Consider the following 21,477-nt stretch of genomic DNA (forward strand, 5'->3'; position numbering starts at 1 on the left):
GCCGAGGAGACGAACGGGATAACACCAACAAAAAACCCGGCACGAGGCCGGGTTCTTCAAGCGATCCGTGTCAGCCGAGATCAGCTCACCTTGGTCTGCGAGGCGGCCTGGTCTTCGGCGATCTTCTGCTGGAACATCTGCGCGAAATCGATCGGGTCGAGCATCAGCGGCGGGAAGCCGCCATTGCGGGTCGCCTCGGCGATGATCTGGCGGGCGAAGGGGAACAAAAGGCGCGGGCATTCGATGAACAGGATCGGCAGCATGTGCTCCTGCGGGAAGCCCGAAATGGCAAAGACGCCGCCATAGACCAGCTCGACGTTGAACAGCACTTCCTGGTCGAAGGAGGCCTTGGCGTTCAGCGTCAGGTTGACGTCGAACTGCTTGTCGGAGAGCGGGTTGGCGTTGACGTTGACGTTGATGGCGATGCCGGGCGCCTTGTCGCGGCCGCGCAGCGAGTTCGGCGCGCCGGGGCTTTCGAAGGACAGATCCTTGACATACTGGGCCAGGACGTTGAGCGAGGGCTGCGTCGCGCTGCCGTTGCCGTTTCCGTTGGCGCCGACCGGCGCGTCATCATTGCTGGCCATGAGCCTATATCCTTTTGCCTGGGCAGCGTTGCTGACCGAATTGAAATCGGGCGTTCGCTACCATGGCCGGCATGACAAGACAAGGTTTGCCGCCTTCGGGCTCGGGGGCAATTGCTTGCGTTGGAGAAGTCAGTCGAGGGCAGCGCTGCCCCTCACCTGCCTGCCGGCATCCTCTCCCCGTATAGTGACGGGGAGAGGGGTGCTGTCATCAATGGTTTCGCCAATCGCCAACGTCGCGGGATTGAGCGCCGGCGCCGCAATCAGCCCTTTCTCCCCGTCACTATACGGGGAGAAATGCCCGGCAGGGCAATGAGGGGCGGAGCCGACGTCGGGAGCGGGGCGGCACTCAGTCGTCCTTCAGACGCCGCCATGGCGAATTGTGGTCCGGGCCGCGCTTCAGGTCGTCCTCGCGCGAATAGTCGCCGTCTTCGAGGTCGATGACCTTGTCTCGCTGGCGGCGGAAGCCGCCGGTGGAGAAATCGGTGGCGACGACGATGCGGCCCTTCAGCCTGTTCCAGGCAAGGTCGCGCAGCGGCGGCAGGAACAGCAGCAGCCCGATGATGTCGGTGATGAAACCGGGGATGATCAGCAGGATCGCCGCGACCACGATCATGGCGCCGTGGGCGAGCTGGCGGCTGGGGTCGCGGCCGGCTGCCATCTCGGTGCGGATACGGGTCATGACGCCGAAACCCTGGTGGCGCAGCAAAAGCACGCCGGCGAAGCTCGAGGCAAGCACCAGGCCGACCGTCGCCAAGGCGCCGACCTCGCGGCCGACGACGACGAAACCGGCGATTTCCAGCAGCGGCAGCGCCAGGAGAAAGAAGGGAAGCAGCGAAATGCGCAAGTCTTTACCGACCATTCGATTGTTTTGTCCCGCCGGCGGCCAATCGCCGCTGGCATGGAGGCTGTTAGATAGGTATGCCTGCCTTTGATTTGAATGATTGCGCCTTGCGTTCTATATGCTTTGAATGTTGAACGCTATGCGACCGCGGCCTGTTGGCTGGACGGTCCGGCCTAGAGGCAGGGATTGATTGGCGGAAGATATGGGCTTCTTCGACTTCGGCACGATTTTCTTCCTGATCGCGGCGGTGGTGATCTTCTTCCAGCTGCGCAACGTGCTGGGCCGTCGGACCGGTAGCGAACGGCCGCCCTTCGATCCTTACACGGCGGCGCGCACCGAAAAGGACGCCACGCAGAAGCCCGAGAACGTGGTTTCGCTGCCGCGCAAGCGGGCGCCCGGCGAGCCCGCGCCGGCCGACGCCTATACGGCGATCGACGCCTTCGCCAAGCCCGACACCGATCTCAACAAAGGCCTGCGCGCGATCAAGGACAACGACCCGTCCTTCGATCCCAAGGGGTTCGTCGACGGCGCCAAGATGGCCTATGAGATGATCGTCATGGCCTATGCCGACGGCGACCGCAAAACGCTGAAGAACCTTTTGTCCCGTGAAGTTTTCGACGGCTTCGTCGCCGCGATTGGCGAACGCGAGGCCAAGTCGGAAAAGATCCAGTCCTCCTTCGTCGGCATCGACAAGGCCGACATCGTCTCGGCCGAGATGAAGGGCGGCGAGGCGCATGTCACGCTGCGCATCATCAGCGAGCTGATCTCGGCGACGCGCGACAAGGCGGGCGCGGTCATCGACGGCGATCCCGAAACCGTGGCCGAGGTCAAGGATGTCTGGACCTTCGCCCGCGACACGCGCTCGCGCGATCCGAACTGGAAGCTCGTCGCCACCGAAGAAGAAGACTGAGCCCGGAACAGGCGGGCTCCGGTGTCGCTGTCGCCTCTCCTTGTTGAAAGATCCTTCGGCGACCTGCCCGGTTGGGGTGACGACGACCATCTGCCGGCCTTCGAGGCCTTTGCCCGCTCCGCCTTCCATGTGCTGGTAAAACCCTATCGCAGCGGTGCGCTGGGTGTCGATTTCGGCGCCTTTGCCGAGGCCTATGCGCACGCGCGAGCAGCCCCTGCCGCCAGCCGGCCGCAGGCCCGCGCCTTCTTCGAGCGCCATTTTGTCCCCATGCTGGTCCGGCCGGAGACCGGCGCCGGGCTCGTCACCGGCTTCTACGAGCCGCAAGTCGAGGCCTCGCCGGTGCGGACCGAGCATTTTGCCGTACCGCTGCTGTCGCGTCCGGCCGACCTCGTCGATGTCGACGACGCCAACCGGCCCGCCGGAATGGATCCTTACCTCGCCTTCGCGCGCCGGACATCGGACGGGCTGGCCGAATATCCCGACCGTGGCGCCATCGAGCGCGGCGCGCTCGCCGGCCAGGGGCTGGAGATTGCCTGGCTGGCCGACAAGGTCGATGCCTTCTTCATCCATGTGCAAGGCGCGGCTCGGCTCGCCATGACGGACGGGCGGCTTTGCCGCGTCACCTACGCAGCCAAATCCGGCCAGCGCTTTATCGGGCCTGGCAAAACCTTGAGCGAGCTGGGGGAAATCCCGCTCTCGGAAGTGACGATGCAGTCGATCCGCGCCTGGCTCAAGGCGCATCCGGAGCGTATCGACGAGATCCTATGGCAGAACCGTTCCTACATCTTCTTCCGCGAGGCCGCGGTGGATGACGCGGCGCTGGGGCCGATCGCGGCCGCCAAGGTGCCGCTGACACCGGGCCGCTCGATGGCCGTCGACCGGCTGCTGCACACATTCAGCACGCCTTTTCATATCGACGCGCCGACGCTCACCGCCTTCGACAAAAGACCGTTCCGGCGGCTGATGATCGCGCAGGACACCGGCTCGGCCATCACCGGACCGGCGCGCGGCGATCTGTTCGCCGGCTCGGGCGACGCCGCCGGCGAGATCGCCGGCGTGGTGCGCAACGCGGCCGATTTCTACGCGCTGGTGCCACGCGCGCTGGCCGGGGGCGCATGATGAGCAAGCGCCCGGACAAGCTCAGCGAGGATGACCGGGTGCTGTGGAACCTGGTGGCGCGCACCGCCAAGCCGCTCAAGGGCCGCGCCGCCGTCGACATTCCAGACCTGGCCGTCGATGCCAGGCCGACGCCGGCCCAACCGGCTCAGCCCGCCGCCGGCCTGGCTGGCGCGGCAAAGCCGAAGGTCCAGCATGTCACGCACCGGCTCGACGAGCCGACGCTGGACAAGTTGCAAAAAGGCCGGCTGCCGATCGAGGGCCGCGTCGACCTGCACGGCATGACGCAGGACGAGGCCTATTCGCTGCTGTTCTCGTTCCTGCACCGGGCGCATGCCGGCGGCGTCCGCTATGTACTGGTCATCACCGGCAAGGGGTCGTCCTCGGGCGGCGACGGCGTCTTGCGGCGTGCCGTGCCCGCTTGGCTGTCGACGCCGGCGTTCCGGCCGCTGGTCTCCAGTCACGACCATGCCGCCCGCAACCATGGCGGCTCGGGCGCGCTCTACATCAGGCTGCGGCGGGTGCGCTCGTGAGGCGTAGAGCCGGGAGACCGGGCGCATGACCCCGTTCGGCGAGAAGCTGCGCGCGCTGAGGGCCGAGCGCGGCGTCAGCCAGAAGGATATGGCGGCGGCGATCGGTGTCAGCGCCGCTTATCTGTCGGCGCTCGAGCATGGCAGGCGCGGCGCACCGACCTGGACGCTGATCCAGAAGATCATCGGCTATTTCAACATCATCTGGGACGATGCCGAGGAGCTGGCGCGGCTGGCCGAGGCCTCGCACCCGCGCGTCAAGCTGGACACGTCGGGTCTTACCCCCGCCGCCACCGAACTCGCCAATCTTCTGGCCGAAAACATCGAGAAGCTGGATGAGGCCGCGCTTGTGCGCATCACCGCCTCGATCCGCGCGGCATTGGGCCGGCGATCCTAGAAGACAGCGCCCGGCGGCGAGCAGCCAGCGGGCAGCCGTGGCGGGATCAATTCTTGCCGGCCGTGCTGCCGCCATTGTTTCCCCGGCCGCCATTGCCCTGATGGTCACGGCCACCGTTGCCGCCGCCCAGACAGTCCGATGCGCCAGCGCTGCAACAACGGCCGCTCCACAGGTCGTTGAGATTGGTATTGGCGCAGCTTGGGATGGTCTGGCCGGCCAGAGCAGATCCGGTCAGGGCCGAAGCGGCGGCGGCGGCGAGAAGGGTATTTCGCAGAAAAGCAGTCATTTGAAGTCTCCATGATTTGGGTTTCTATCGTCCACGGCTGTGTGTCGCCGGGCGAACGGAAATGGTTCACGGAGGATGAAAGATTTGCGGGATAGCGATGCGAGACGCGCGATCGGCAATGTCGACGCCGCCCCTCATCTGCCTGCCGGCATCTTCTCCCCGTAGAACGGGGAGAAGGGGCAAATTCGCCATGCTTCTTGCACCGCTAACAACTGGCGAAATCGTTGATGACGGCGTCTTTCTCCCCGTCACTATACGGGGAGAAATGCCCGGCAGGGCAATGAGGGGCGGCGCCGACCTTCGCCAGGATAAGCGGGAAGACACTTGCGGCACGAAAGCTGCCGCGGTTCGAACCGCGGCGCTCTTTGCTACTGCACCGAGCCGACCAGGACCTGCTGGCCGCCGCGGATCGAGACCCAGCGGCCGGTGTTGTCGATCGCCTGGCGCTTGAGGAAGCGGTAACCGGTCTCGTCCCAGGGTTTGACCTTGTCGGTCAAATTGTCGAGCACATAGTCGCCGCCGTCGGTGCGCACCGTCAGTACGGCGTGGCCCTCACCGTCGGGCTTGCGCACGACGGTTATCAAGAGATCGGCGAGCGAGATGCCCATGCGGGACAGCTGGCGCCGCTTCTCCAGCACGTAGTCCTCGCAGTCGCCGACGCCCTTGTCGGGATAGGCCCAGACCTCGTCCTTGCCGTATATGTCCATGTCGCTCATCGGCTTGACGGCGGCGTTGACCCTGGCGGTGACGTCGACCAGCTTGCGCATCAACCCGTCGGTCAGGGTGGCCGGCGCCAGGTTGGCCGGGCGGATCGAGCATTCGCCCGGATGCTGCTTGCAGAAATCGTAGTGGCCGATCGGCTGCGAGGTGAGGCCCCCGGTCGCCATGGCGCCCGACGCCCAGGCCGGTGCCATCCAGCCTCCCGTTAACGCCAGCCCGGCTGCCGCGCATACGCGCAGCCTTCGCATGGTTGAGGAATTCATTGTCCCCGCTCACCCTGTTGTTAACGAAACGTTAAGGGCGATTTACACTCCGTGTCAATTAAAGACATCGAGTTGATTGGCGGCATGGTTACCCGCCGGGAGGGAAAGCGGCGCTCGTGCAACGGAATCGGACCCGCGGCCGGTTCCGTTTCCAAACTCCCTACCGCTTGGCGGTGCGGACCAGCTTCGGCTTCACCGCCACCCGGTTCTGGCGGCCATAGCTGGCGATGAAGTCGACGATGCGCGGCACGATCTCGGAGCGGAAGCGTGAACCGTTGAAGACGCCGTAATGGCCGACCGCCGGCTGTACGTAATGCGCCTTTCTGTCGGCGGGGATGTTGACGCACAGGTCCTGCGCCGCCCTGGTCTGGCCAAGGCCCGATATGTCGTCGTTCTCGCCCTCGACCGTGAACAGGGCGACGTTGCGGATAACGGACGGATCGATCCTGGCGCCACGATGCGTCATCTCGCCCTTGGGCAGGGCATGGCGCACGAAGACCGTGTCGACGGTCTGCAGGTAGAATTCCGCCGTCAGGTCCATCACCGCCAGATACTCGTCATAGAAGTCGCGGTGCTTTTCGGCATTGTCGCCATCGTCCTTCACAAGGTGCATGAAGAATTCCTTGTGGGCGATGATGTGGCGGTCGAGGTTCATGCTCATGAAGCCCGACAGCTGCAGGAAGCCGGGATAGACCTCGCGGCCGAAGCCCGGCACCGGCCAGGGCGCGCGCATCACGACATTGTCGCGGAACCAGTCGATGCCCTTTTCCTCGGCGAGCAGATTGACGGCGGTAGGGTTGCGGCGGGTGTCGATCGGCCCGCCCATCAGGGTCATCGTCGAAGGGACGAAGGGGTCGCCCTTCGCCTCCATCAGCGCCACGGCCGCAAGCACCGGCACGGAAGGCTGGCACACGGCCATCACATGCGTGTCCGGACCCAGCGTGTGCAGCATGTCGATGATGTAGTCGATATAATCGTCGAGATCGAAGCTGCCGTCGGCCAGCGGCACCATGCGGGCGTCGACCCAGTCGGTGATGTGGACATCGGCATGGGGCAGCATCGCCTCGACCGTGCCGCGCAGCAGCGTGGCGTAATGGCCCGACATCGGCGCCACGATCAAAAGCTTCGGGTCGGCCTTGCGCCCGGCTGGAACGGCGCGCTCGAACCGGACGAGATTGCAGAACGGCTTCGACCAGACGGTCTTTTCGGTGACCGCGACGCTGTTCCAGTCGACCACCGTCTTGGCCAGGCCGAATTGCGGCTTGCCGTAGCGGCGCGTGGTGCGCTCGAACAGTTCGGCGCCCGCCGCGATCGATCGGCCCCAGTGCGTATGCGAAACCGGGTTGAGCGGATTGGAGTAGAGAAATCGGACCGCGTCGGCATAGAGCCGCGCCGGCTGCAAGGCAGCATGGTTCATTTCGTAGAGCTGGTAGAACATACGTTACCCCGCGCCCGAAGGGACGACGAGCAGCGCCGAGCCCTAGATGTCTCGCGGGGAGGTTAACAACTAATTGCTGCGATGCAATACGTCACGTGGCGTGACGAATGCTTCTTTTCGCCCAAAGCCTTGAAAATCGGCCCCGGACGGCACAGCCGGCTCAATGTGCGGTGCCGAAATGTGTAGGATATGTGTCAGGTCTCGGCGCCGGACACCTGGCCATGATCCCGAAAACTTCCCGCTTTGCTCCGCTGATCCACGGTCCGGGAGAGATCATTAAGAGACGGTCAGGTCAAACGCGCGTCATGCAGACGGACGTCTGACCGGAGCCGATGAAGCCGAGCTGGCCTGCGGCGCCTTTCGACAAGTCGAGCACGCGGCCCTTGATGAAGGGACCACGATCGTTGATGCGCACGACGACGCTGCGGCCGTTGTTCTTGTTGGTGACCCGCAATTTGGTGCCGAAAGGCAGCGTGCGGTGGGCGGCGGTCAGCGCCGAGGGGTTCATACGCTCACCCGATGCGGTCCTCGAGTGCAGCGCGTACCAGGAAGCGCGGCCACACTGGCCGGCGGCGGCGGTTGCCGAAGTTGCGGAGGCGCCGACCATCAGGCCAGCAACGATCGTTACCGCGACAAGCGCGGTCTGTTTTGGGGTCTTCATACTTGGGGGATGGCTCCGTTTTTGACAGACCCCAGCCGTTAGGAGGAGAATAAGGCACGAAATGCGGCAGTGATCTGGCGGTTCCATGGCGAGATCACACGTTTGGAGTCACCGGGTAACAGTCTGTCAGAGACTTTTTGGCGCTCCAGGACCGGTTTCTGATTATGTTTTGATCGGCACGAAGGATTTTTATGACAAGATTACGCATTGATCTTCAAATAGAAGTCTGCACGATCTGGCCACTTCCTTCGGCTCTTTCATCACGGCGATAGCGTCGAAATCGATCGACTTGAAAAGCGGGATTCGACAATGAGACTGATCAAAAATCTGCTGGCCTTGATTGTGCTGGCCATTGGTGCGCTGTGGTCGCTGCAAGGCATCGGCGTGGTCGGCGGCAGCTTCATGACCGGCCAGTCGCAATGGCTCTATATCGGCCTCGCCGCCATGCTGGTCGGCCTGGCCGGGCTGGTGTGGGCAAACCGTTCGCGCGGGTAAGCCGCGCTTGGCCCCTTGTCGCGACGCACTTCCGGCGGCGATCTTGTATTTGGCGGACCTGTGTTCGCCCGAAAGCGACTTCCGCGATCGCACCATGTTCGCCTGAGTGCAGTCTGGTATTTATCGGGGGGGCGGCGCGTGGCCGAACAACTTCCGTTCTCAACTATAAGACGGCGGGACTAAAGTCTTGCGCACCGGTAGGCCTTGGTCCGAGGGGCCTTCAAACGTTCCGTACTTGTCCATTGGACGTTCCGTACTTTAGTCAATTGATATATACGTGGCTTGACGCAGGCCCGTTGCAAAAGCGTTCTCATTCTCGACCGTGTCTACGTGCATCTCGGTCGGCACGAGGAGCCATTCTGGTTCGGCGCATCGATCACCCGTTCTCTCCCAGTGGCGAGATCGTGCACCCAGGTTGCGGCTTCGAACCGGCCATGGGCTACCCCGGGAAAAGAATGGCCGGTGCGGGGGATGCTTGGGTTGAAAGCGGGTCGCACCGGCCATTGCGGGTTAGGCTTCGATTTGGGATCGTCCCCCGCATGACCAAGCTACATATATATTAGCTGCTACTCAACTAAGACTGAAGTCCCTCCCGCTGCCAGCCGGAGGATAGCGTTTCGCCGGTGAGGTCAGCACTTTACGACGCCCCCCTCTGGCCTGCCGGGCATCTCCCCCACGGGTGGGGAGATTGGCAGCTTCGCTGACTGTGCTCTCCCTTCAACGGTCGAAGAATAGCGAAGGCCAGGGTGATGCCGATCTCCCCCTTGCGGGGAGATGTCCGGCAGGACAGAGCGGGAGGGTGTGACGGAACTCGGCATAGGGATCGAATCCGGGTCGACCGTTCTGTGGCAACCGCCGCTGGAATTTCATTCCCCGTCTGGCCGCCGGATTGGCACGATCTATCTTCTTTCCAACAGCGATCGGCTGGAAAAGACGCTAGGTTGATCCATGGAGGCTCCGACATGAGCGAGCGCAGAAAAGCCATAGCCGACGGTGCCGACGGCGCCCCATCGGACACCGCAACGTCCCGCCTGCGTAAACCCTATGCCTCGGTGCTCGATCTGATCGGCCAGACGCCCATCGTCGAGCTGACCAGGTTCGACACGGGAAAATGCCGGCTGTTCATCAAGCTCGAAAGCCAGAACCCGGGCGGCTCGATCAAGGACCGTATCGCGCTATCGATGATCGCGGCGGCGGAGAAGGACGGCAGGCTCAAGGCCGGCGGCACCATCGTCGAGGCGACCGCCGGCAATACCGGCCTTGGCCTCGCCCAGGTCGGCATCCCCAAGGGTTACCGCATCATCCTGGTCGTGCCAGACAAGATGTCGCGCGAGAAAATCCAGCATCTGCGCGCGCTGGGCGCCGAAGTGCACATGACGCGCTCCGATGTCGGCAAGGGTCATGCCGAGTATTACCAGGACATGGCGGAGAAGATTGCCGCCGAACTGCCCGGCGCCTTCTATGCCAACCAGTTCGCCAACCCGGCCAACCCGCAGGCGCATGAGACGACGACCGGCCCGGAGATTTTCTCGCAGCTTGACGGTGATGTCGACGCGGTGGTGGTCGGCGTCGGCTCGGGCGGCACGCTGACCGGACTTGGCCGCTTTTTCGCCAAGGCGTCGCCGAAGACGGAGATGGTGCTGGCCGATCCGGTCGGCTCGGTGCTGGCGCCGCTGATCAAGACCGGCAAGATGGAAGAGGCGGGAAGCTGGACCGTGGAAGGCATCGGCGAGGATTTCGTGCCGCCCAACGCCGATCTGTCGCTGGTCAGGAAAGCCTATTCCATCACCGACAAGCAGAGCATGCTGGCCGTGCGTGATCTCCTGTCACGCGAAGGCATCCTGGCCGGTTCTTCCTCCGGCACGCTGCTGTCGACGGCCCTGCGCTATTGCCGCGAACAGACGACGCCCAAGCGCGTCGTCACCTTCGTCTGCGACAGCGGCAACAAGTACCTGTCGAAAGTGTTCGACGATTTCTGGCTGGCCGAGCAGGGGCTGGCCGAACACGAACAGCATGGCGACCTGCGCGACCTCGTCATGCGCACGCACCGCACCGGCGACACGGTCTATGTCGGGCCGGATGAAAGCCTGCTCAACGCTTATGGCCGCATGCGCCGCTCCGATGTCTCGCAATTGCCGGTGCTCGACAATGGCAAGCTGGTCGGCATTGTCGACGAAAGCGATATTCTTGCCCATGTCGACGGACCCTATGACGGGCGCTGGGAGCGCTTCAGCGGCCCGGTGCGCACGGCGATGACCTCCAACCTGCACACGCTGCAGGCCAGCCAGACGCTGGACGTGCTGCTGCCGGTGTTCGACCGCAACGAGGTCGCCATCGTCTTCGACGGCGACGAGTTCGTCGGCCTGATTACCCGCATCGACCTGATCAACCATCTGAGGCGCCGCGCAAAATGACCACATCCGGCAAGAACCGTCTGGCCTTCTCCACCCGGACCATCCATGGCGGCCAAAGCCACGACCCGCTGACGGGTGCCGTGATGGTGCCGATCTACGCCACCTCGACCTATGGCCAGCAGTCGCCCGGCGTGCACAAGGGCTTCGAATATGCCCGCAGCCAGAACCCGACGCGCTTCGCCTTCGAGCGCGCGGTGGCGGACCTGGAGAGCGGCTCGGCAGCCTTCGCCTTTGCTTCCGGCCTGGCATCGATCGCCACGGTGCTGGAACTGCTCGATTCCGGCGCCCATATCGTCGCCACCGACGACATCTATGGCGGCTCGTTCCGGCTTATGGAGCGGGTGCGCAAGCGCTCGGCCAACCTGCAGGTGAGCTTCGTCGATTTCACCGACCTTGCGGCGGTCGAGGCGGCGATCCGGCCGGAGACCAAGATGCTGTGGGTCGAGACGCCGACCAATCCGCTGCTGCGCATCGTCGACCTCGAAGGTGTCGCGGCGCTCGCCAGGCGCAAGGGCATACTGACTGTCGCTGACAACACTTTCTGCAGCCCCTACATCCAGCGGCCGCTGGAGCTCGGCATCGACATCGTCGTCCACTCGACGACCAAATATCTGAACGGCCATTCCGACATGGTCGGCGGGGTGGCCGTGGTCGGCGACAACAAGGATCTCGCCGACCGGCTGAAATTCCTGCAGAATGCCATCGGCGCCATATCGGGTCCGTTCGACAGTTTCCTGGCGCTGCGCGGTTTGAAGACCCTGGCGCTCAGGATGGAACGCCATTCCACCAACGGGCTGAAAATCGCGCAGTGGCTGGAAACCCGCAGGGACGTGCGCCGCGTCATCTATCCCGGCCTCGCCAGCCATCCGCAGCATGCAATAGCCGTCCAGCAGATGCATGCTTTCGGCGGCATGATATCCGCCGTGCTGGATCGCGACCTTGCCGGCACGAAACGCTTCCTCGAACGCACGCGGCTGTTCACGCTGGCCGAGAGCCTCGGCGGGGTGGAGAGCCTGATCGAGCACCCGGCGCTGATGACGCATGGCTCCATTCCCGCCGGGAAGCGGGAAGAGATCGGCATATCGGATTCGCTGGTGCGGCTGTCGGCGGGCATCGAGGACGGCGATGACCTGATCGCGGACCTGGATCAGGCGCTGGGGGACTGACACGAGCGCTCTGGGCGGCTTATGCCGATACCTATCGGGTGTCAGCGCCGCCCCTCACCTGCCTGCCGGCATCCTCTCCCCGTATAGGGACGGGGAGAGGGGCGCTGTCCTCGGCGGTTTCGCCAATCGCCAACGTCGCAGAACAAGCGCCGACATTGCGGCCCGCCCTTTCTCCCCGTCTCTAGACGGGGAGAAATGCCCGGCAGGGCAATGAGGGGCGGCGCCAAGGTTCTGGATAGGCAATTGACCCCAGGCGCCATTCGCCCGAGATGTAGCGCCCATGGCCACGCGCGAACCACCCACAAACGCACCCCTCACCTTCGCGGTGCTCGTGTTCCCCGGCTTTCCGATGATGGCGTTCAGCTCGGTCATCGAGCCGCTGCGCGCCGCCAACATACTGGCGAAGCGGGAATGCTACCGCTGGATCATCGTCGGGGCGACGGAAGGGACGGTCGAGGCTTCCAACGGCGTCGTCATCCAGCCAGGGTTTTACGCCGAGGCGGCGCCCAAGGTCGACCGCATCGTGGTCTGCTCGGGCGGCGACGCCGATCACCTCGTCGCCGAGGACGCGGCGAGCTGGATCCGCCGCAGCCTGCGCGGCGGCGCCCATGTCGGCGCGGTGGCGGACGCGGCGTTCTTCCTGGCGCGCGCGGGCCTGCTCGACGGCCATGCCTGCACCTTGCATTGGACCAGCCAGGCGGCCTTCACCGAGGCCTTCCCGAACATCGAGTTGCGGCGCGACCTCTATGTCATCGACCGCAAGCGCTTCACTTCGGCCGGCGGCGTCGGCAGCCTCGACATGATGCTGGAGATCATCACCCGCGACTACGGCGCCGAGCTTGCCGCCGGTGTCGCCGAATGGTTCGTGCACAGTCAATTGCGATCGAGCGTCGACCGCAAGCTGATGCCCTTGCGCCTGCGCACCGGCGTCCAGAACGAGCTGGTGCTATCGGCCATCGCCATCATGGAGGATGCGGTGGAGGAACGGCTCGGCATGGCCGAGCTGACGGCGAAGCTTGGCGTTTCCTCCGACAAGCTCGAACGCTCCTTCCGCTCCGAACTCGCCATCTCGCCGAACGGCTATTACCGGCGGCTCAGGCTGAAGCGCGCCGCCGATCTGCTGGCACACTCGACGCTCGCCGTGCGCGACGTGGCGCTGGCTTGTGGGTTTGCCTCGATGTCGAGCTTTGCCCGGGCTTTTCGGGAAGAGCACGGGCATGCGCCGAAGATGGCGCGGAGGCATTAGGCGCAGTCAGCGGGCGGCCGTTTCAACCGCGACGAAGGAATAGCAGGTAGAAAGCCATGAACATAAAAACAATCCCAATATTTGCAGCCAGCCGCCCCCAGAATTGACCTCTGAAGAACAGGAAATCCATACCGACTATAACCACCACCATCGCCACCACGTAAAGCGCAATGGCTACTTGTCTGCTCATGGGAACTTGATTCTCCTTTTCAAGTTCGCCAGCACGTGACCTGACGTGCCGGTGCTCCATTGCCCGGCCAGAATAACGCGGTTGGGAGGTTCCGCAAAGACGCTTGCCGTATGCGACGTGGCGCTGGCCTGCGGCTTTGCCTCGATGTCGAGTTTTGCCAGGGCTTTTCGCGAGGAGCATGGGCATGCGCCGAAGATGGCGAGGAGGCATTAGGGGGCGCGCCGATGCGGTGAGAGGTCGGCGGGACAGCGCCCCCCTCTGTCCTGCCGGACATCTCCCCCTCAAGGGGGGAGATTGGATGTTATCGCGGTTTTCGCCAATGCTCCACCGTTGAACAAGAAGGCGAGGTTGGCGAAGCTGCCAATCTCCCCACTTGAGGGGGAGATGGCCGGCAGGCCAGAGGGGGGTGCTGTCCCGCCAGCGTTCCGTATCTCCAGCGGTATTTCGCACGACCTATGCGGTTTTCCGCACAATCCCTCCGCGCCTCCTGGGCCATGGTCAAGCCTTTCACCCACCCAAGGCCTAGCACCCATGAGCATCGTCGTATTCGACCCCGACAGCACCGAGGACGTCGATTTCAAGGACCGCGTGCGCCACCCGGCCGCCGCTGATCCGGCCGGCGGCATGTGGCTGTCGGACACGGAGCCATCCTTCATCGATGCCGACGCGCTCCGAAAAGGCCGGCTGGCGAAACTGCGCGGCTGGATGCGCGAGGCGGGGTACGGCGGCGTCGTGCTGTTCGATCCCTACAACCAGCGCTACGCCACCGGCTCGCGCAACATGTTCGGCTATTTCCTGCGCAATTCGACCCGCTATATCTTCATTCCGACCGACGGGCCGATCGTGCTGTTCGAATATCCGCAGAGCTACCATGTCTCGATGGTGCTCGACACGATCGACGAGGCGCGTCCTTCCAAGCTCGTCTGGTCTTCCGTGTCGGGCCGTGACGACGAAACCGCCGGGCCGTTCGCCGACGAGATCGCCGAACTGCTGAAGAAGCATGGCGCCGGCTCGATGAAGCTCGGGCTCGACCGCTGCAGCCATTTGCAAGCCCTGGCGCTGGAGAAACGCGGCTGCGAGGTTCGCGATTGCCAGGGCGAGATCCTCGCGGTGCGCGCGGTGAAGACGCCTGAGGAGGTGAAGTGCCTGCAGGTGTCGATGGCCGGCGCCGAGGCGGCGGTCTATGCGGTGCGTGAGGCGATCAAGCCCGGCGTATCCGAAAACGAGCTGTTCGCCATCATGTATGGCGAGGTCATCCGCCAAGGCGGCGAGTTCATCGAGACCCGGTTGCTCACCTCGGGCCAGCGCACCAATCCGTGGTTCAACGAGGCCAGCGGCCGCAAGATCAGGCCTGGAGAATTGCTGGCGCTCGATACCGACACGATCGGCTGCTACGGTTATTATTCGGATTTTTCCCGCACCTTCCGCTGCGGGCCGGGCAAGCCGACCCCTTACCAGAAGTCGCTCTACCGCATGGCGCACGACCAGGTTCAGCACAATATTTCGATCGTCAAACCCGGCATGGCTTTCCGCGAGATCGCCGAGAAGGCGTGGAAAATCCCGGACCGTTTCGTCGACCAGCGCTACACCTCGGTCATGCACGGCGTCGGCATGCATGGCGAGACACCGTTCATCGCGCATGCCATGGATTACGAGACCTATGGCCGCGACGGCCATATCGTGCCAGGCATGGTGGTGAGCGTGGAAAGCTATATCGGCGAGAAGGGCGGCCGCGAGGGCGTCAAGCTGGAGGACGAGATCCTGATCACCGAGACCGGCACCGAGCTTCTGTCGCGCTTCCCCTATGAGGACGCGTTTCTGGAGAAAGAGGTTTGATGCTGGTTGCTCACCTCAGCGACGTGTCGCATTTGAAGAACGAGCGCCTTATTCCGTGGCACCCCCCTCTGTCCTGCCGGACATCTCCCCCTCTAGGGGGGAGATCGGCAGCTTCGCTTGCAGCGCTTTTTCCTGCAACGCTGGTGATTGGCGAAAGCATTCGCAACCGCCAATCTCCCCCCTCGAGGGGGAGATGCCCGGCAGGGCAGAGGGGGGCGCTGCCCCTCCAGCATTTGGAAATATCTTGGGGCGAAGGCCCATCCACATGAAAGCCCCCATCTCCATCAAGCGCGGCACGGTGGCCGCCATCTTCATCGACCTGCAGGAAGAGCACCGGCAGGACCCACGCTACCTCGTTGAGGGCTACGAAAAGATCCTCGCCAACGTCCAGCGCCTGCAGGCCACGGCGCGGCAGAACCATGTGCCGCTTCATCACTGGGCCTATATCGTCGATCTCGACAGCCAGGTCCGGCCCTTTCATCCCACAGGCGAAGACGGCAAGTCGGCCTTTTCCGACAAGAGCGACCCGCTGACCGAAATCTGCCACGAGGTGGCGCCGGCAGATGGCGAGGCGCTGCTGATCAAGGCGGAGGCCAGCGCCTTCCGCTCCGGGCCGGCGGGCCACCGGCTCAAGGCTTCCGGCATCGAATGGCTGGTTATATCGGGCGTGTGGACCGAGGCCTGCATCGACGCCACCGTAAAGGACGCGGTGACGATGGGCTTTCGCGTACTTCTGGTCAAGGACGCCTGCGGCAGCGGCAGTGCGGCCATGCACCAAACCGCCATCCTCAACCTCGCCAACCGGCTCTATGGCGGCGCCGTCACCGACACCGACAGCGCCTGCCGGCTGCTGGCCGGCGAGGCCGTCGCCGCCTGGCAGGTCGAAGGCTCGGTACCCCTGCGCTTCAGCTTTGAAAACGCCGCCCGCCTCTATGCCGAGCTTTGACGTGCCCGCAGGACCGAGATGACCAGCCGCGGCAAATATGGGTCCTGGCTCGACCCGGCGCTCTGGGCCTATATCGACAGCGTCAACGCCTGGTACCCGCCCGAGATTGCCGGCCTGCCGGTCGACAAGCAGCGCGCGGTCTATGCCAGGATGTGCCGGGCCTTCCACCAGGGCCGCCCGCCCGGGGTCAAGGCCAGCGACAGCCTGGTCGCCGCTTCGAGGCATGACATCCCGGTCCGCCGCTACCGGCTCGCCGGCGCGGCGCCGCGTGCGGCAGTGCTCTATTTCCATGGCGGCGGCTTCATCCTCGGCGGTCTCGAAAGCCATGACGACATCTGCGCCGAAATCTGCGCCGGCACCGGCTTCGACGTGCTGTCGGTCGACTACCGGCTGGCGCCGGAGCATCTCCACCCCGCCGCCTTCGACGATGCGCTGGCCGCTTTCGAATGGGCGGCCGCAAGCATCGACCTGCCGCTCGTGCTCTGCGGCGAAAGCGCGGGCGGCAATCTGGCGGCGGCGGTGGCACAGGCCACGCGTCACCATCCGCGCGCCGCGATCGGCCAGGTGCTGATCTATCCCGGTCTCGGCGGCAACGAGGCGATGGGCTCGTATGTCGAACACGCTGACGCGCCGCTGCTGTCGACAGGCGATGTCGCCTTCTACCGCGACGTTCGCTCGATCAGGCGGCAATCGCCCGACGATCCGACCTTCTCGCCGTTGCGCGATACCGATTTTTCAGGCCTGCCGCCAACGGTGATCGTCACGGCCGAGTGCGACCCGCTGTCGTCGGACGGCGAGGCCTATCGCGACCGCATCCTGGAAGGCGGTGGCAAGGCCTGGTGGCACGAGGAACCCCGTCTCGTGCACAGTTTCCTGCGCGCCCGCACGACCGTACTAGCCGCGGCGGAAGCCTTTGCGCGCATCATCGCGGCGGTCGCCGCGCTGGGCCGGGGGGAGTGGCCGTACTGAGGCCGTTTTTCACGGACGGCTTTTATGAGGATAGCGCCTGGGCTACTTCCTGTGGGGAGGCTTTCAGCCACAGCGCCTTTTCGCCGAGCGTAGCGACCATGGCGGCGTGCGCCGCGCGCTCCCCTTCGGTCAGACGCGGCACGAGCGGCGCCGGGCGTTCGGCGACGATGATCTCGATCTGACGGACATTGTCGCCGCCCAGCGATGGCGCGGTGGCGCTGTCGAGGATCAGTGCGGCCTGCTTGCCGCCGATCAGTTCGATATAGACCTCGGCCAGCAACTCGGAATCGAGCAGGGCGCCGTGCTTGGTGCGCTTCGTATTGTCGATGCCGTAGCGCCGGCACAGCGCGTCGAGCGAATTGGGACCCATCGGGTGCTTGCGGCGCGCCAGGGCCAGCGTGTCGACGACAAGCCCGTTATCGACCGGCGGGTGACCGAGCCGGCCGAATTCGACGTTGAGGAAGCCGATATCGAACGTGGCGTTGTGGGCGACCAGCTTGGCGCCTTCCGTGAATTTCAGCCATTCCTCGGCGATTTCGGCGAAGCTCGGTTTTCCCGCGAGATCGGCCGCGCTGATGCCGTGCACGGACTGCGCCTCGGCGTGGATCGCGCGGCCTTGCGGGTTGATATAGTGATGGAAGGTCCTGCCGGTCGGAAAACGATTGACCAGCTCGACGCCGCCAAGCTCGATCACGCGGTCATCGCGCGAATCGAGCCCGGTGGTTTCCGTATCGAAAATGATCTCACGCATCGAATCAGGTGCTCCTGGGAGCAGAATCGTCAGACCGGAACAAAATGGCAATGGGCAACCGTGCTGGCTAGGACAATCACACAAGTTTGCGCTGCCCCTCATCGCCCTGCCGGCGGCAGCCTCGGTGCTCCCCTTACAACGCAGGAGATTGGCGAAACCCTTCGCGAAGTCGTCCTTCTCCCCGTCCCTATACGGGGAGAAGATGCCGGTAGGCAGATGAGGGGCGGCGCCGACAGCAATCTGGACGATCGGCATTGCCGGTGTGCGATGGCCTCCGATAGCGTCAGTTTCCCGGCTTGCCCGCCAGTTCGGCAATAATCGCTGCAACCGCGGCGCGTGCGGCGTCCATCCCCTCACCGGTGTCGATGACGAAATCGGCCCGCCGGCGCTTTTCGGCATCCGGCACTTGCTTGGCCAGGATCGACGCCAGTTTTTCCTCGCTCATGCCTGGCCGTGCCAGCACGCGCTGGCGCTGGACTTCGGCCGGCGCGGTGACGACGACGACCTTGTCGACCCGCCCACGGCCGCCGGTTTCGAACAGCAGCGGGATGTCGAGGACCGCGATCGATTCGCCGGCGTTACGATGCCTGGCCAGGAAGGCGTCGGCATCGGCACGGACCAGCGGATGGATGATGGCCTCGAGCTTTTTCAGGGCTGCCGTATCGCCGAGGACACGGGCGCCGAGTTTTGCGCGGTCGACGCTTCCACCAACGGCAGTGCCGGGAAAGGCGGCCTCGACCAGGGGGGCCGCCTTGCCGGCATAGAGGCGGTGCACCGCCTCGTCGGAATCATGCACCGGCACGCCGGCCTCGGCGAACATCTTGGCCGTAGTCGACTTGCCCATGCCGATCGAGCCGGTGAGGCCGAGCACGATCATGATTTGGGCACCAGATCGGCAACGATGAGCGCGCGGAGCTCAGCCGTAACCTTCGGCCTGACGCCGAACCAGCGTTCGAAGCCGGGCACCGCCTGGTTGAGCAGCATGCCGAGCCCGTCGACCGTCTTCAGTCCCCGTGCCCGAGCGGCGGCGAGCAGGGGGGTTTCGAGCGGCACATAGACGATGTCGTTGACGATGGCGTTGTCGGGCAGCAGCGCGGGATCGGCGGGCAGGCCCTCATTGCCCTGCATGCCCACAGCGGTGGTATTGACCAGCAGGCCGGCGTCGCGCAGCAATTCGGCGGTCGCGGCCATTTGGTGCGCCGAGACGCCGGCGCCAAAGCGGTCGCGCAATTCGATCGCCCGGGCGAGCGTGCGGTTGACGATGCGGATGTCGCCGAGGCCGCGCTCCTTCAGCGCATGGATGACGGCGCGGGAGGCGCCGCCGGCACCCAGCACCACTGCCGGGCCATTGGACGCCCAGCCCGGAGCGTAATCGTCGAGATTGGCGGCAAAGCCGTGGCCGTCCGTGTTGCCGCCCCACAAAGTGCCGTCCTCGAGCCACAGCGTGTTGACGGCGCCGATCTGGTCCGCTGCATCATCGCGGCACGCGACCCCGGCAAAGGCTGCCTCCTTGTGCGGGATGGTGACGTTGCCGCCGCGATAGCCATTGGCCTGCATGCTCGCCAGGAAATCGGCGAAGTCCCGCGGCGCCACGTCGATCGCCTCGTAGCTGCCGTCGATGCCGTGCTTGGCCAGCCAGTGGCCGTGGATCATCGGCGAGCGCGAATGTTTTATCGGATGGCCGGTGACGAAGGCCTTCTTCATCGTCTCAGCCATCGATGGCTCCCAGGGTACGGAGTTCCGCCAGCAATGGCAGCAGCGGCAGGCCGACAATGGTGAAATGGTCGCCTTCGATTTTCTCGAACAGCTGAATGCCTTCGCCCTCGACCTGATAGGCGCCGACGCTGGCCAGCGCCCTGGCGCCGACGCGGGCGAGATGCCGGCCGATGAAGGCAGGGTCGAGCTTGCGCATGGTCATCGAGGCGATGCCGACATGGCGCCACAATACATTGCCGTCGCGCACCAGCACGGCGGCGCTGTTGAGCTGATGGGTCTTGCCCGACAGCGCCAGGAGATGGCGACGCGCGCCTTCCATGTCGGCCGGCTTGTGGAACACTTCGTCGCCGAGCGACAGCGTCTGGTCGCAGCCGAGCACCAGCGCGCCGGGCCGGCGCTCGCTGACTTCGGTGGCCTTGGCTTCGGCGAGCACCAAGGCGACGTCCTCGGGCGAGGCGCCGCTGTCCTGCAACGGCGCTTCAAGCGCGCGCTCGTCTAGCGTCGCGGGAACGGCCTCGATGTCGACGCCGGCGTCGACCAGCATCGCCTTGCGGAACGGGCTGCCTGAAGCGAGGATGATTTTTTCTGTCATGATGATTCACCGGGGTTGGTGTTCCGTCACGCACCCCTCATCCGTCCGAGCTGCGCTCGGCCACCTTCTCCCACAAGGGGAGAAGGGAAGTCCTGCGCGGGCGCCGCTGCAAATCGCCGCCTAGCAGTATTTGCGGGGACGATGGCGCCGCGTTCTTCCTTCTCCCCTTGTGGGAGAAGGTGGCCTCGCGAAGCGAGGTCGGATGAGGGGTGCGTGACGGGATGCTCACTTCTCTCGTCTGCCCTAGCGCGTCTTCCCCCTGAGGGCAACGATGGCCGCGGCCGTCTCCTCGATGGAGCGGCGGCTGACGTCGATCATCGGCCAGCCATGGCGGGTGCAGATCTGGCGGGCGTAGGCGAGTTCCTCGTTGATGGCGGCGCGGTCGACATAGTCGGTCGGCACGTAGGTGCTCGAATTGCCGAGGATGCGGTTCTGGCGGACATGCGAGATGCGCTCGGCGGTGGCGATCAGCCCGACGATCAGCGGCGTCCTGGCGCTGAGCAGGCTTTCGGGCACCGGCACGCCGAGCACGATCGGGATGTTGGCGGTCTTGATGCCGCGGTTGGCGAGATAGATGCTGGTCGGCGTCTTCGAGGTGCGTGAAATGCCGATCAGCACGACATCGGCGTCATCCATGTTGGCCGGCAGCTGGCCGTCGTCATGGTCCATGGTGAAATTGAGCGCATCGATGCGCCGGAAATATTCGGCGTCGAGAACATGCTGGGCGCCGACGCGGCGGCCGGCCGGCGTCCCGAGATAGGACTGGAAGACGGTCAGCACGGGCTCCAGCACGGACACGCAGGGCAGGCCCATGGCCGCGCAGCGTTCGTCGATGCCGCGCGCCAGCTTCTGGTCGACCACTGTGTAGAGGATGATGCCCGGCTCCTCCTCAATGTCCTCGAACACCTTGGCTATCTGTTTTTCGGTCCGGATGAGCGGGTAGATGTGCTCGATGGCGCGCGCATCCTTGTATTGCGCCGAGGCGGCGCGGCCGGCGGCGAGCAGCGTTTCCCCCGTGGCGTCGGAAATCAGGTGCAGGTGGAAGAAGCTCTGGGGTTTGTTCACAGGGGTCACCTGGGGCTGTGGGCGGATGTGGATAAGGTCGGACAGGCGGTCGTGCCGGCCGAAGGCGACTGTATCAGATGCCGGTTTGTCCACAATTCGATGTGCTGTCAGCTTGGCCGTACCGCTGGGGACAAGTCCGTGGACGAAGCGCTTTGCCTTTCGCTCGTCCACAGGGCAGGGCTCGAAGGCGATTGATCTAGCGCATTGACTCCAGTGACAGATTCCTGATTGTCCCCACAACCCTGCAAACCGCGATCGGGAGTGCGCGACAATATGCTTGCTGGCGTTTTGGCGGCCAAAGCGGGACAGGTGACAACCACCACAACCAACAGACTCTTAGAATCA

Annotated in this window: 23 protein-coding genes and 1 pseudogene; 12 read left to right on the forward strand and 12 right to left on the reverse strand. The window is 64.5% G+C overall.

The genetic code is table 11. From position 1 onward, the window contains the following. Positions 1–80 precede the first annotated feature (80 nt). Both secB and LB536_RS21080 read right to left on the reverse strand, forming a co-directional pair. Positions 81–584 carry a protein-export chaperone SecB gene (gene secB / locus LB536_RS21075; protein ID WP_224595977.1) on the reverse strand — a complete coding sequence of 168 codons (504 nt, stop codon included), beginning with the start codon at positions 582–584 and terminating at the stop codon, positions 81–83. A 346-nt stretch (positions 585–930) separates the two neighbouring features. Continuing rightward, the gene (locus tag LB536_RS21080) at positions 931–1,428 is read right to left on the reverse strand and encodes an FxsA family protein (RefSeq protein ID WP_140765607.1); all 498 of its coding nucleotides are present in this window, start codon (positions 1,426–1,428) and stop codon (positions 931–933) included. 199 nt (positions 1,429–1,627) lie between these two features. On the opposite strand from LB536_RS21080, the gene LB536_RS21085 reads away from it, so the two are divergent. Genes LB536_RS21085 through LB536_RS21100 form a run of 4 tightly spaced genes read left to right on the forward strand, consistent with a single transcriptional unit; the run spans position 1,628 to position 4,378 of the window. Next, complete coding sequence (locus tag LB536_RS21085; protein WP_224596040.1) at positions 1,628–2,335, forward strand: Tim44/TimA family putative adaptor protein; 708 nt, start codon at positions 1,628–1,630, stop codon at positions 2,333–2,335. A gap of 21 nt (positions 2,336–2,356) precedes the next feature. Continuing rightward, entirely contained in the window at positions 2,357–3,454 is a 1,098-nt protein-coding gene (locus LB536_RS21090) for a murein transglycosylase A (RefSeq protein WP_224595981.1), read from the forward strand. Further along, entirely contained in the window at positions 3,454–3,984 is a 531-nt protein-coding gene (locus LB536_RS21095; protein ID WP_224595984.1) for a Smr/MutS family protein, read from the forward strand. Before LB536_RS21090 ends, LB536_RS21095 begins: the two co-directional genes overlap by 1 nt. A gap of 25 nt (positions 3,985–4,009) precedes the next feature. Beyond that, positions 4,010–4,378, forward strand: coding sequence for a helix-turn-helix domain-containing protein (locus LB536_RS21100; protein ID WP_224595987.1), 369 nt, complete (start codon positions 4,010–4,012; stop codon positions 4,376–4,378). 46 nt (positions 4,379–4,424) lie between these two features. Here the strand turns inward: LB536_RS21100 and LB536_RS21105 are convergent, their stop codons facing one another. From LB536_RS21105 to LB536_RS21120, 4 genes are all read right to left on the reverse strand, one after another. Next, positions 4,425–4,664: a hypothetical protein gene (locus LB536_RS21105; protein ID WP_140762260.1), complete on the reverse strand. Its 240-nt coding sequence runs from the start codon at positions 4,662–4,664 to the stop codon at positions 4,425–4,427. A gap of 368 nt (positions 4,665–5,032) precedes the next feature. Further along, the gene (locus tag LB536_RS21110; RefSeq protein ID WP_224595991.1) at positions 5,033–5,647 is read right to left on the reverse strand and encodes a transglutaminase-like cysteine peptidase; all 615 of its coding nucleotides are present in this window, start codon (positions 5,645–5,647) and stop codon (positions 5,033–5,035) included. A gap of 160 nt (positions 5,648–5,807) precedes the next feature. Beyond that, on the reverse strand, positions 5,808–7,085 hold the full coding sequence (locus LB536_RS21115; protein WP_224595994.1) for a polyhydroxyalkanoate depolymerase: 1,278 nt from the start codon (positions 7,083–7,085) through the stop codon (positions 5,808–5,810). Between the two features lie 292 nt (positions 7,086–7,377). Continuing rightward, complete coding sequence (locus tag LB536_RS21120; RefSeq protein WP_140762270.1) at positions 7,378–7,746, reverse strand: septal ring lytic transglycosylase RlpA family protein; 369 nt, start codon at positions 7,744–7,746, stop codon at positions 7,378–7,380. A 309-nt stretch (positions 7,747–8,055) separates the two neighbouring features. Here LB536_RS21120 and LB536_RS21125 point away from each other — a divergent pair, with 309 nt between their 5' ends. The 4 genes from LB536_RS21125 to LB536_RS21140 all read left to right on the forward strand — a co-directional run bounded on the left by LB536_RS21125 (position 8,056) and on the right by LB536_RS21140 (position 13,067). After that, positions 8,056–8,241 carry a hypothetical protein gene (locus tag LB536_RS21125; RefSeq protein ID WP_181178733.1) on the forward strand — a complete coding sequence of 62 codons (186 nt, stop codon included), beginning with the start codon at positions 8,056–8,058 and terminating at the stop codon, positions 8,239–8,241. A 962-nt stretch (positions 8,242–9,203) separates the two neighbouring features. Continuing rightward, positions 9,204–10,655, forward strand: coding sequence for a pyridoxal-phosphate dependent enzyme (locus LB536_RS21130; RefSeq protein WP_224595997.1), 1,452 nt, complete (start codon positions 9,204–9,206; stop codon positions 10,653–10,655). Beyond that, a complete protein-coding gene (locus LB536_RS21135; protein ID WP_224596000.1) occupies positions 10,652–11,821 on the forward strand; it encodes a trans-sulfuration enzyme family protein in 1,170 nt (389 codons plus the stop codon). Before LB536_RS21130 ends, LB536_RS21135 begins: the two co-directional genes overlap by 4 nt. A 280-nt stretch (positions 11,822–12,101) precedes the next feature. Next, a complete protein-coding gene (locus tag LB536_RS21140) occupies positions 12,102–13,067 on the forward strand; it encodes a GlxA family transcriptional regulator (RefSeq protein ID WP_224596003.1) in 966 nt (321 codons plus the stop codon). Positions 13,068–13,089: 22 nt separating this feature from the next. Here the strand turns inward: LB536_RS21140 and LB536_RS21145 are convergent, their stop codons facing one another. Next, positions 13,090–13,257: a hypothetical protein gene (locus LB536_RS21145; protein WP_181183080.1), complete on the reverse strand. Its 168-nt coding sequence runs from the start codon at positions 13,255–13,257 to the stop codon at positions 13,090–13,092. Positions 13,258–13,356: 99 nt separating this feature from the next. Here LB536_RS21145 and LB536_RS21150 point away from each other — a divergent pair. The 4 genes and pseudogenes from LB536_RS21150 to LB536_RS21165 all read left to right on the forward strand — a co-directional run. Further along, positions 13,357–13,470: pseudogene (locus LB536_RS21150) on the forward strand (helix-turn-helix domain-containing protein); the annotation flags it as partial. 318 nt (positions 13,471–13,788) lie between these two features. Next, positions 13,789–15,093 (forward strand): M24 family metallopeptidase, encoded by a 1,305-nt coding sequence (locus tag LB536_RS21155; protein WP_224596005.1) that lies wholly within the window; start codon positions 13,789–13,791, stop codon positions 15,091–15,093. Between the two features lie 265 nt (positions 15,094–15,358). Then, a complete protein-coding gene (locus LB536_RS21160; protein WP_224596009.1) occupies positions 15,359–16,039 on the forward strand; it encodes an isochorismatase family protein in 681 nt (226 codons plus the stop codon). A gap of 18 nt (positions 16,040–16,057) precedes the next feature. Next, complete coding sequence (locus tag LB536_RS21165; protein ID WP_224596012.1) at positions 16,058–17,008, forward strand: alpha/beta hydrolase; 951 nt, start codon at positions 16,058–16,060, stop codon at positions 17,006–17,008. Between the two features lie 22 nt (positions 17,009–17,030). On the opposite strand, the gene dnaQ is transcribed toward LB536_RS21165, so the two are convergent. The 5 genes from dnaQ to LB536_RS21190 form a co-directional block, all read right to left on the reverse strand. Next, positions 17,031–17,759: a DNA polymerase III subunit epsilon gene (gene dnaQ, locus LB536_RS21170; protein WP_224596013.1), complete on the reverse strand. Its 729-nt coding sequence runs from the start codon at positions 17,757–17,759 to the stop codon at positions 17,031–17,033. A gap of 283 nt (positions 17,760–18,042) precedes the next feature. Next, positions 18,043–18,636 carry a dephospho-CoA kinase gene (gene coaE, locus LB536_RS21175; RefSeq protein ID WP_224596014.1) on the reverse strand — a complete coding sequence of 198 codons (594 nt, stop codon included), beginning with the start codon at positions 18,634–18,636 and terminating at the stop codon, positions 18,043–18,045. Then, positions 18,633–19,475, reverse strand: a complete 843-nt coding sequence (locus tag LB536_RS21180; protein WP_224596015.1) for a shikimate dehydrogenase — start codon at positions 19,473–19,475, stop codon at positions 18,633–18,635. The genes coaE and LB536_RS21180 overlap by 4 nt, the downstream gene beginning before the upstream one ends. Then, complete coding sequence (locus LB536_RS21185) at positions 19,468–20,067, reverse strand: Maf-like protein (protein ID WP_140762298.1); 600 nt, start codon at positions 20,065–20,067, stop codon at positions 19,468–19,470. Before LB536_RS21185 ends, LB536_RS21180 begins: the two co-directional genes overlap by 8 nt. 243 nt (positions 20,068–20,310) lie before the next feature. Continuing rightward, entirely contained in the window at positions 20,311–21,243 is a 933-nt protein-coding gene (locus LB536_RS21190; RefSeq protein WP_411966562.1) for a pyruvate, water dikinase regulatory protein, read from the reverse strand. Positions 21,244–21,477 lie beyond the last annotated feature (234 nt).

Origin of the sequence: Mesorhizobium sp. ES1-3, assembly GCF_020164795.1 — a bacterium.
Taxonomy (GTDB): Bacteria; Pseudomonadota; Alphaproteobacteria; order Rhizobiales; family Rhizobiaceae; genus Mesorhizobium.

What these genes read in the sequence shown, in the direction of transcription:
- secB (WP_224595977.1), bottom strand. Translation starts at nt 584, where the DNA reads ATGGCCAGCAATGATGACGCGCCGGTCGGCGCCAACGGAAACGGCAAC.
- LB536_RS21140 (WP_224596003.1), top strand. Translation starts at nt 12,102, where the DNA reads ATGGCCACGCGCGAACCACCCACAAACGCACCCCTCACCTTCGCGGTG.
- LB536_RS21110 (WP_224595991.1), bottom strand. Translation starts at nt 5,647, where the DNA reads ATGAATTCCTCAACCATGCGAAGGCTGCGCGTATGCGCGGCAGCCGGG.
- LB536_RS21130 (WP_224595997.1), top strand. Translation starts at nt 9,204, where the DNA reads ATGAGCGAGCGCAGAAAAGCCATAGCCGACGGTGCCGACGGCGCCCCA.
- LB536_RS21180 (WP_224596015.1), bottom strand. Translation starts at nt 19,475, where the DNA reads ATGGCTGAGACGATGAAGAAGGCCTTCGTCACCGGCCATCCGATAAAA.
- LB536_RS21145 (WP_181183080.1), bottom strand. Translation starts at nt 13,257, where the DNA reads ATGAGCAGACAAGTAGCCATTGCGCTTTACGTGGTGGCGATGGTGGTG.
- LB536_RS21125 (WP_181178733.1), top strand. Translation starts at nt 8,056, where the DNA reads ATGAGACTGATCAAAAATCTGCTGGCCTTGATTGTGCTGGCCATTGGT.
- dnaQ (WP_224596013.1), bottom strand. Translation starts at nt 17,759, where the DNA reads ATGCGTGAGATCATTTTCGATACGGAAACCACCGGGCTCGATTCGCGC.
- LB536_RS21185 (WP_140762298.1), bottom strand. Translation starts at nt 20,067, where the DNA reads ATGACAGAAAAAATCATCCTCGCTTCAGGCAGCCCGTTCCGCAAGGCG.
- LB536_RS21115 (WP_224595994.1), bottom strand. Translation starts at nt 7,085, where the DNA reads ATGTTCTACCAGCTCTACGAAATGAACCATGCTGCCTTGCAGCCGGCG.
- LB536_RS21095 (WP_224595984.1), top strand. Translation starts at nt 3,454, where the DNA reads ATGAGCAAGCGCCCGGACAAGCTCAGCGAGGATGACCGGGTGCTGTGG.
- LB536_RS21105 (WP_140762260.1), bottom strand. Translation starts at nt 4,664, where the DNA reads ATGACTGCTTTTCTGCGAAATACCCTTCTCGCCGCCGCCGCCGCTTCG.
- coaE (WP_224596014.1), bottom strand. Translation starts at nt 18,636, where the DNA reads ATGATCGTGCTCGGCCTCACCGGCTCGATCGGCATGGGCAAGTCGACT.
- LB536_RS21155 (WP_224596005.1), top strand. Translation starts at nt 13,789, where the DNA reads ATGAGCATCGTCGTATTCGACCCCGACAGCACCGAGGACGTCGATTTC.
- LB536_RS21120 (WP_140762270.1), bottom strand. Translation starts at nt 7,746, where the DNA reads ATGAAGACCCCAAAACAGACCGCGCTTGTCGCGGTAACGATCGTTGCT.
- LB536_RS21100 (WP_224595987.1), top strand. Translation starts at nt 4,010, where the DNA reads ATGACCCCGTTCGGCGAGAAGCTGCGCGCGCTGAGGGCCGAGCGCGGC.
- LB536_RS21085 (WP_224596040.1), top strand. Translation starts at nt 1,628, where the DNA reads ATGGGCTTCTTCGACTTCGGCACGATTTTCTTCCTGATCGCGGCGGTG.
- LB536_RS21165 (WP_224596012.1), top strand. Translation starts at nt 16,058, where the DNA reads ATGACCAGCCGCGGCAAATATGGGTCCTGGCTCGACCCGGCGCTCTGG.
- LB536_RS21160 (WP_224596009.1), top strand. Translation starts at nt 15,359, where the DNA reads ATGAAAGCCCCCATCTCCATCAAGCGCGGCACGGTGGCCGCCATCTTC.
- LB536_RS21135 (WP_224596000.1), top strand. Translation starts at nt 10,652, where the DNA reads ATGACCACATCCGGCAAGAACCGTCTGGCCTTCTCCACCCGGACCATC.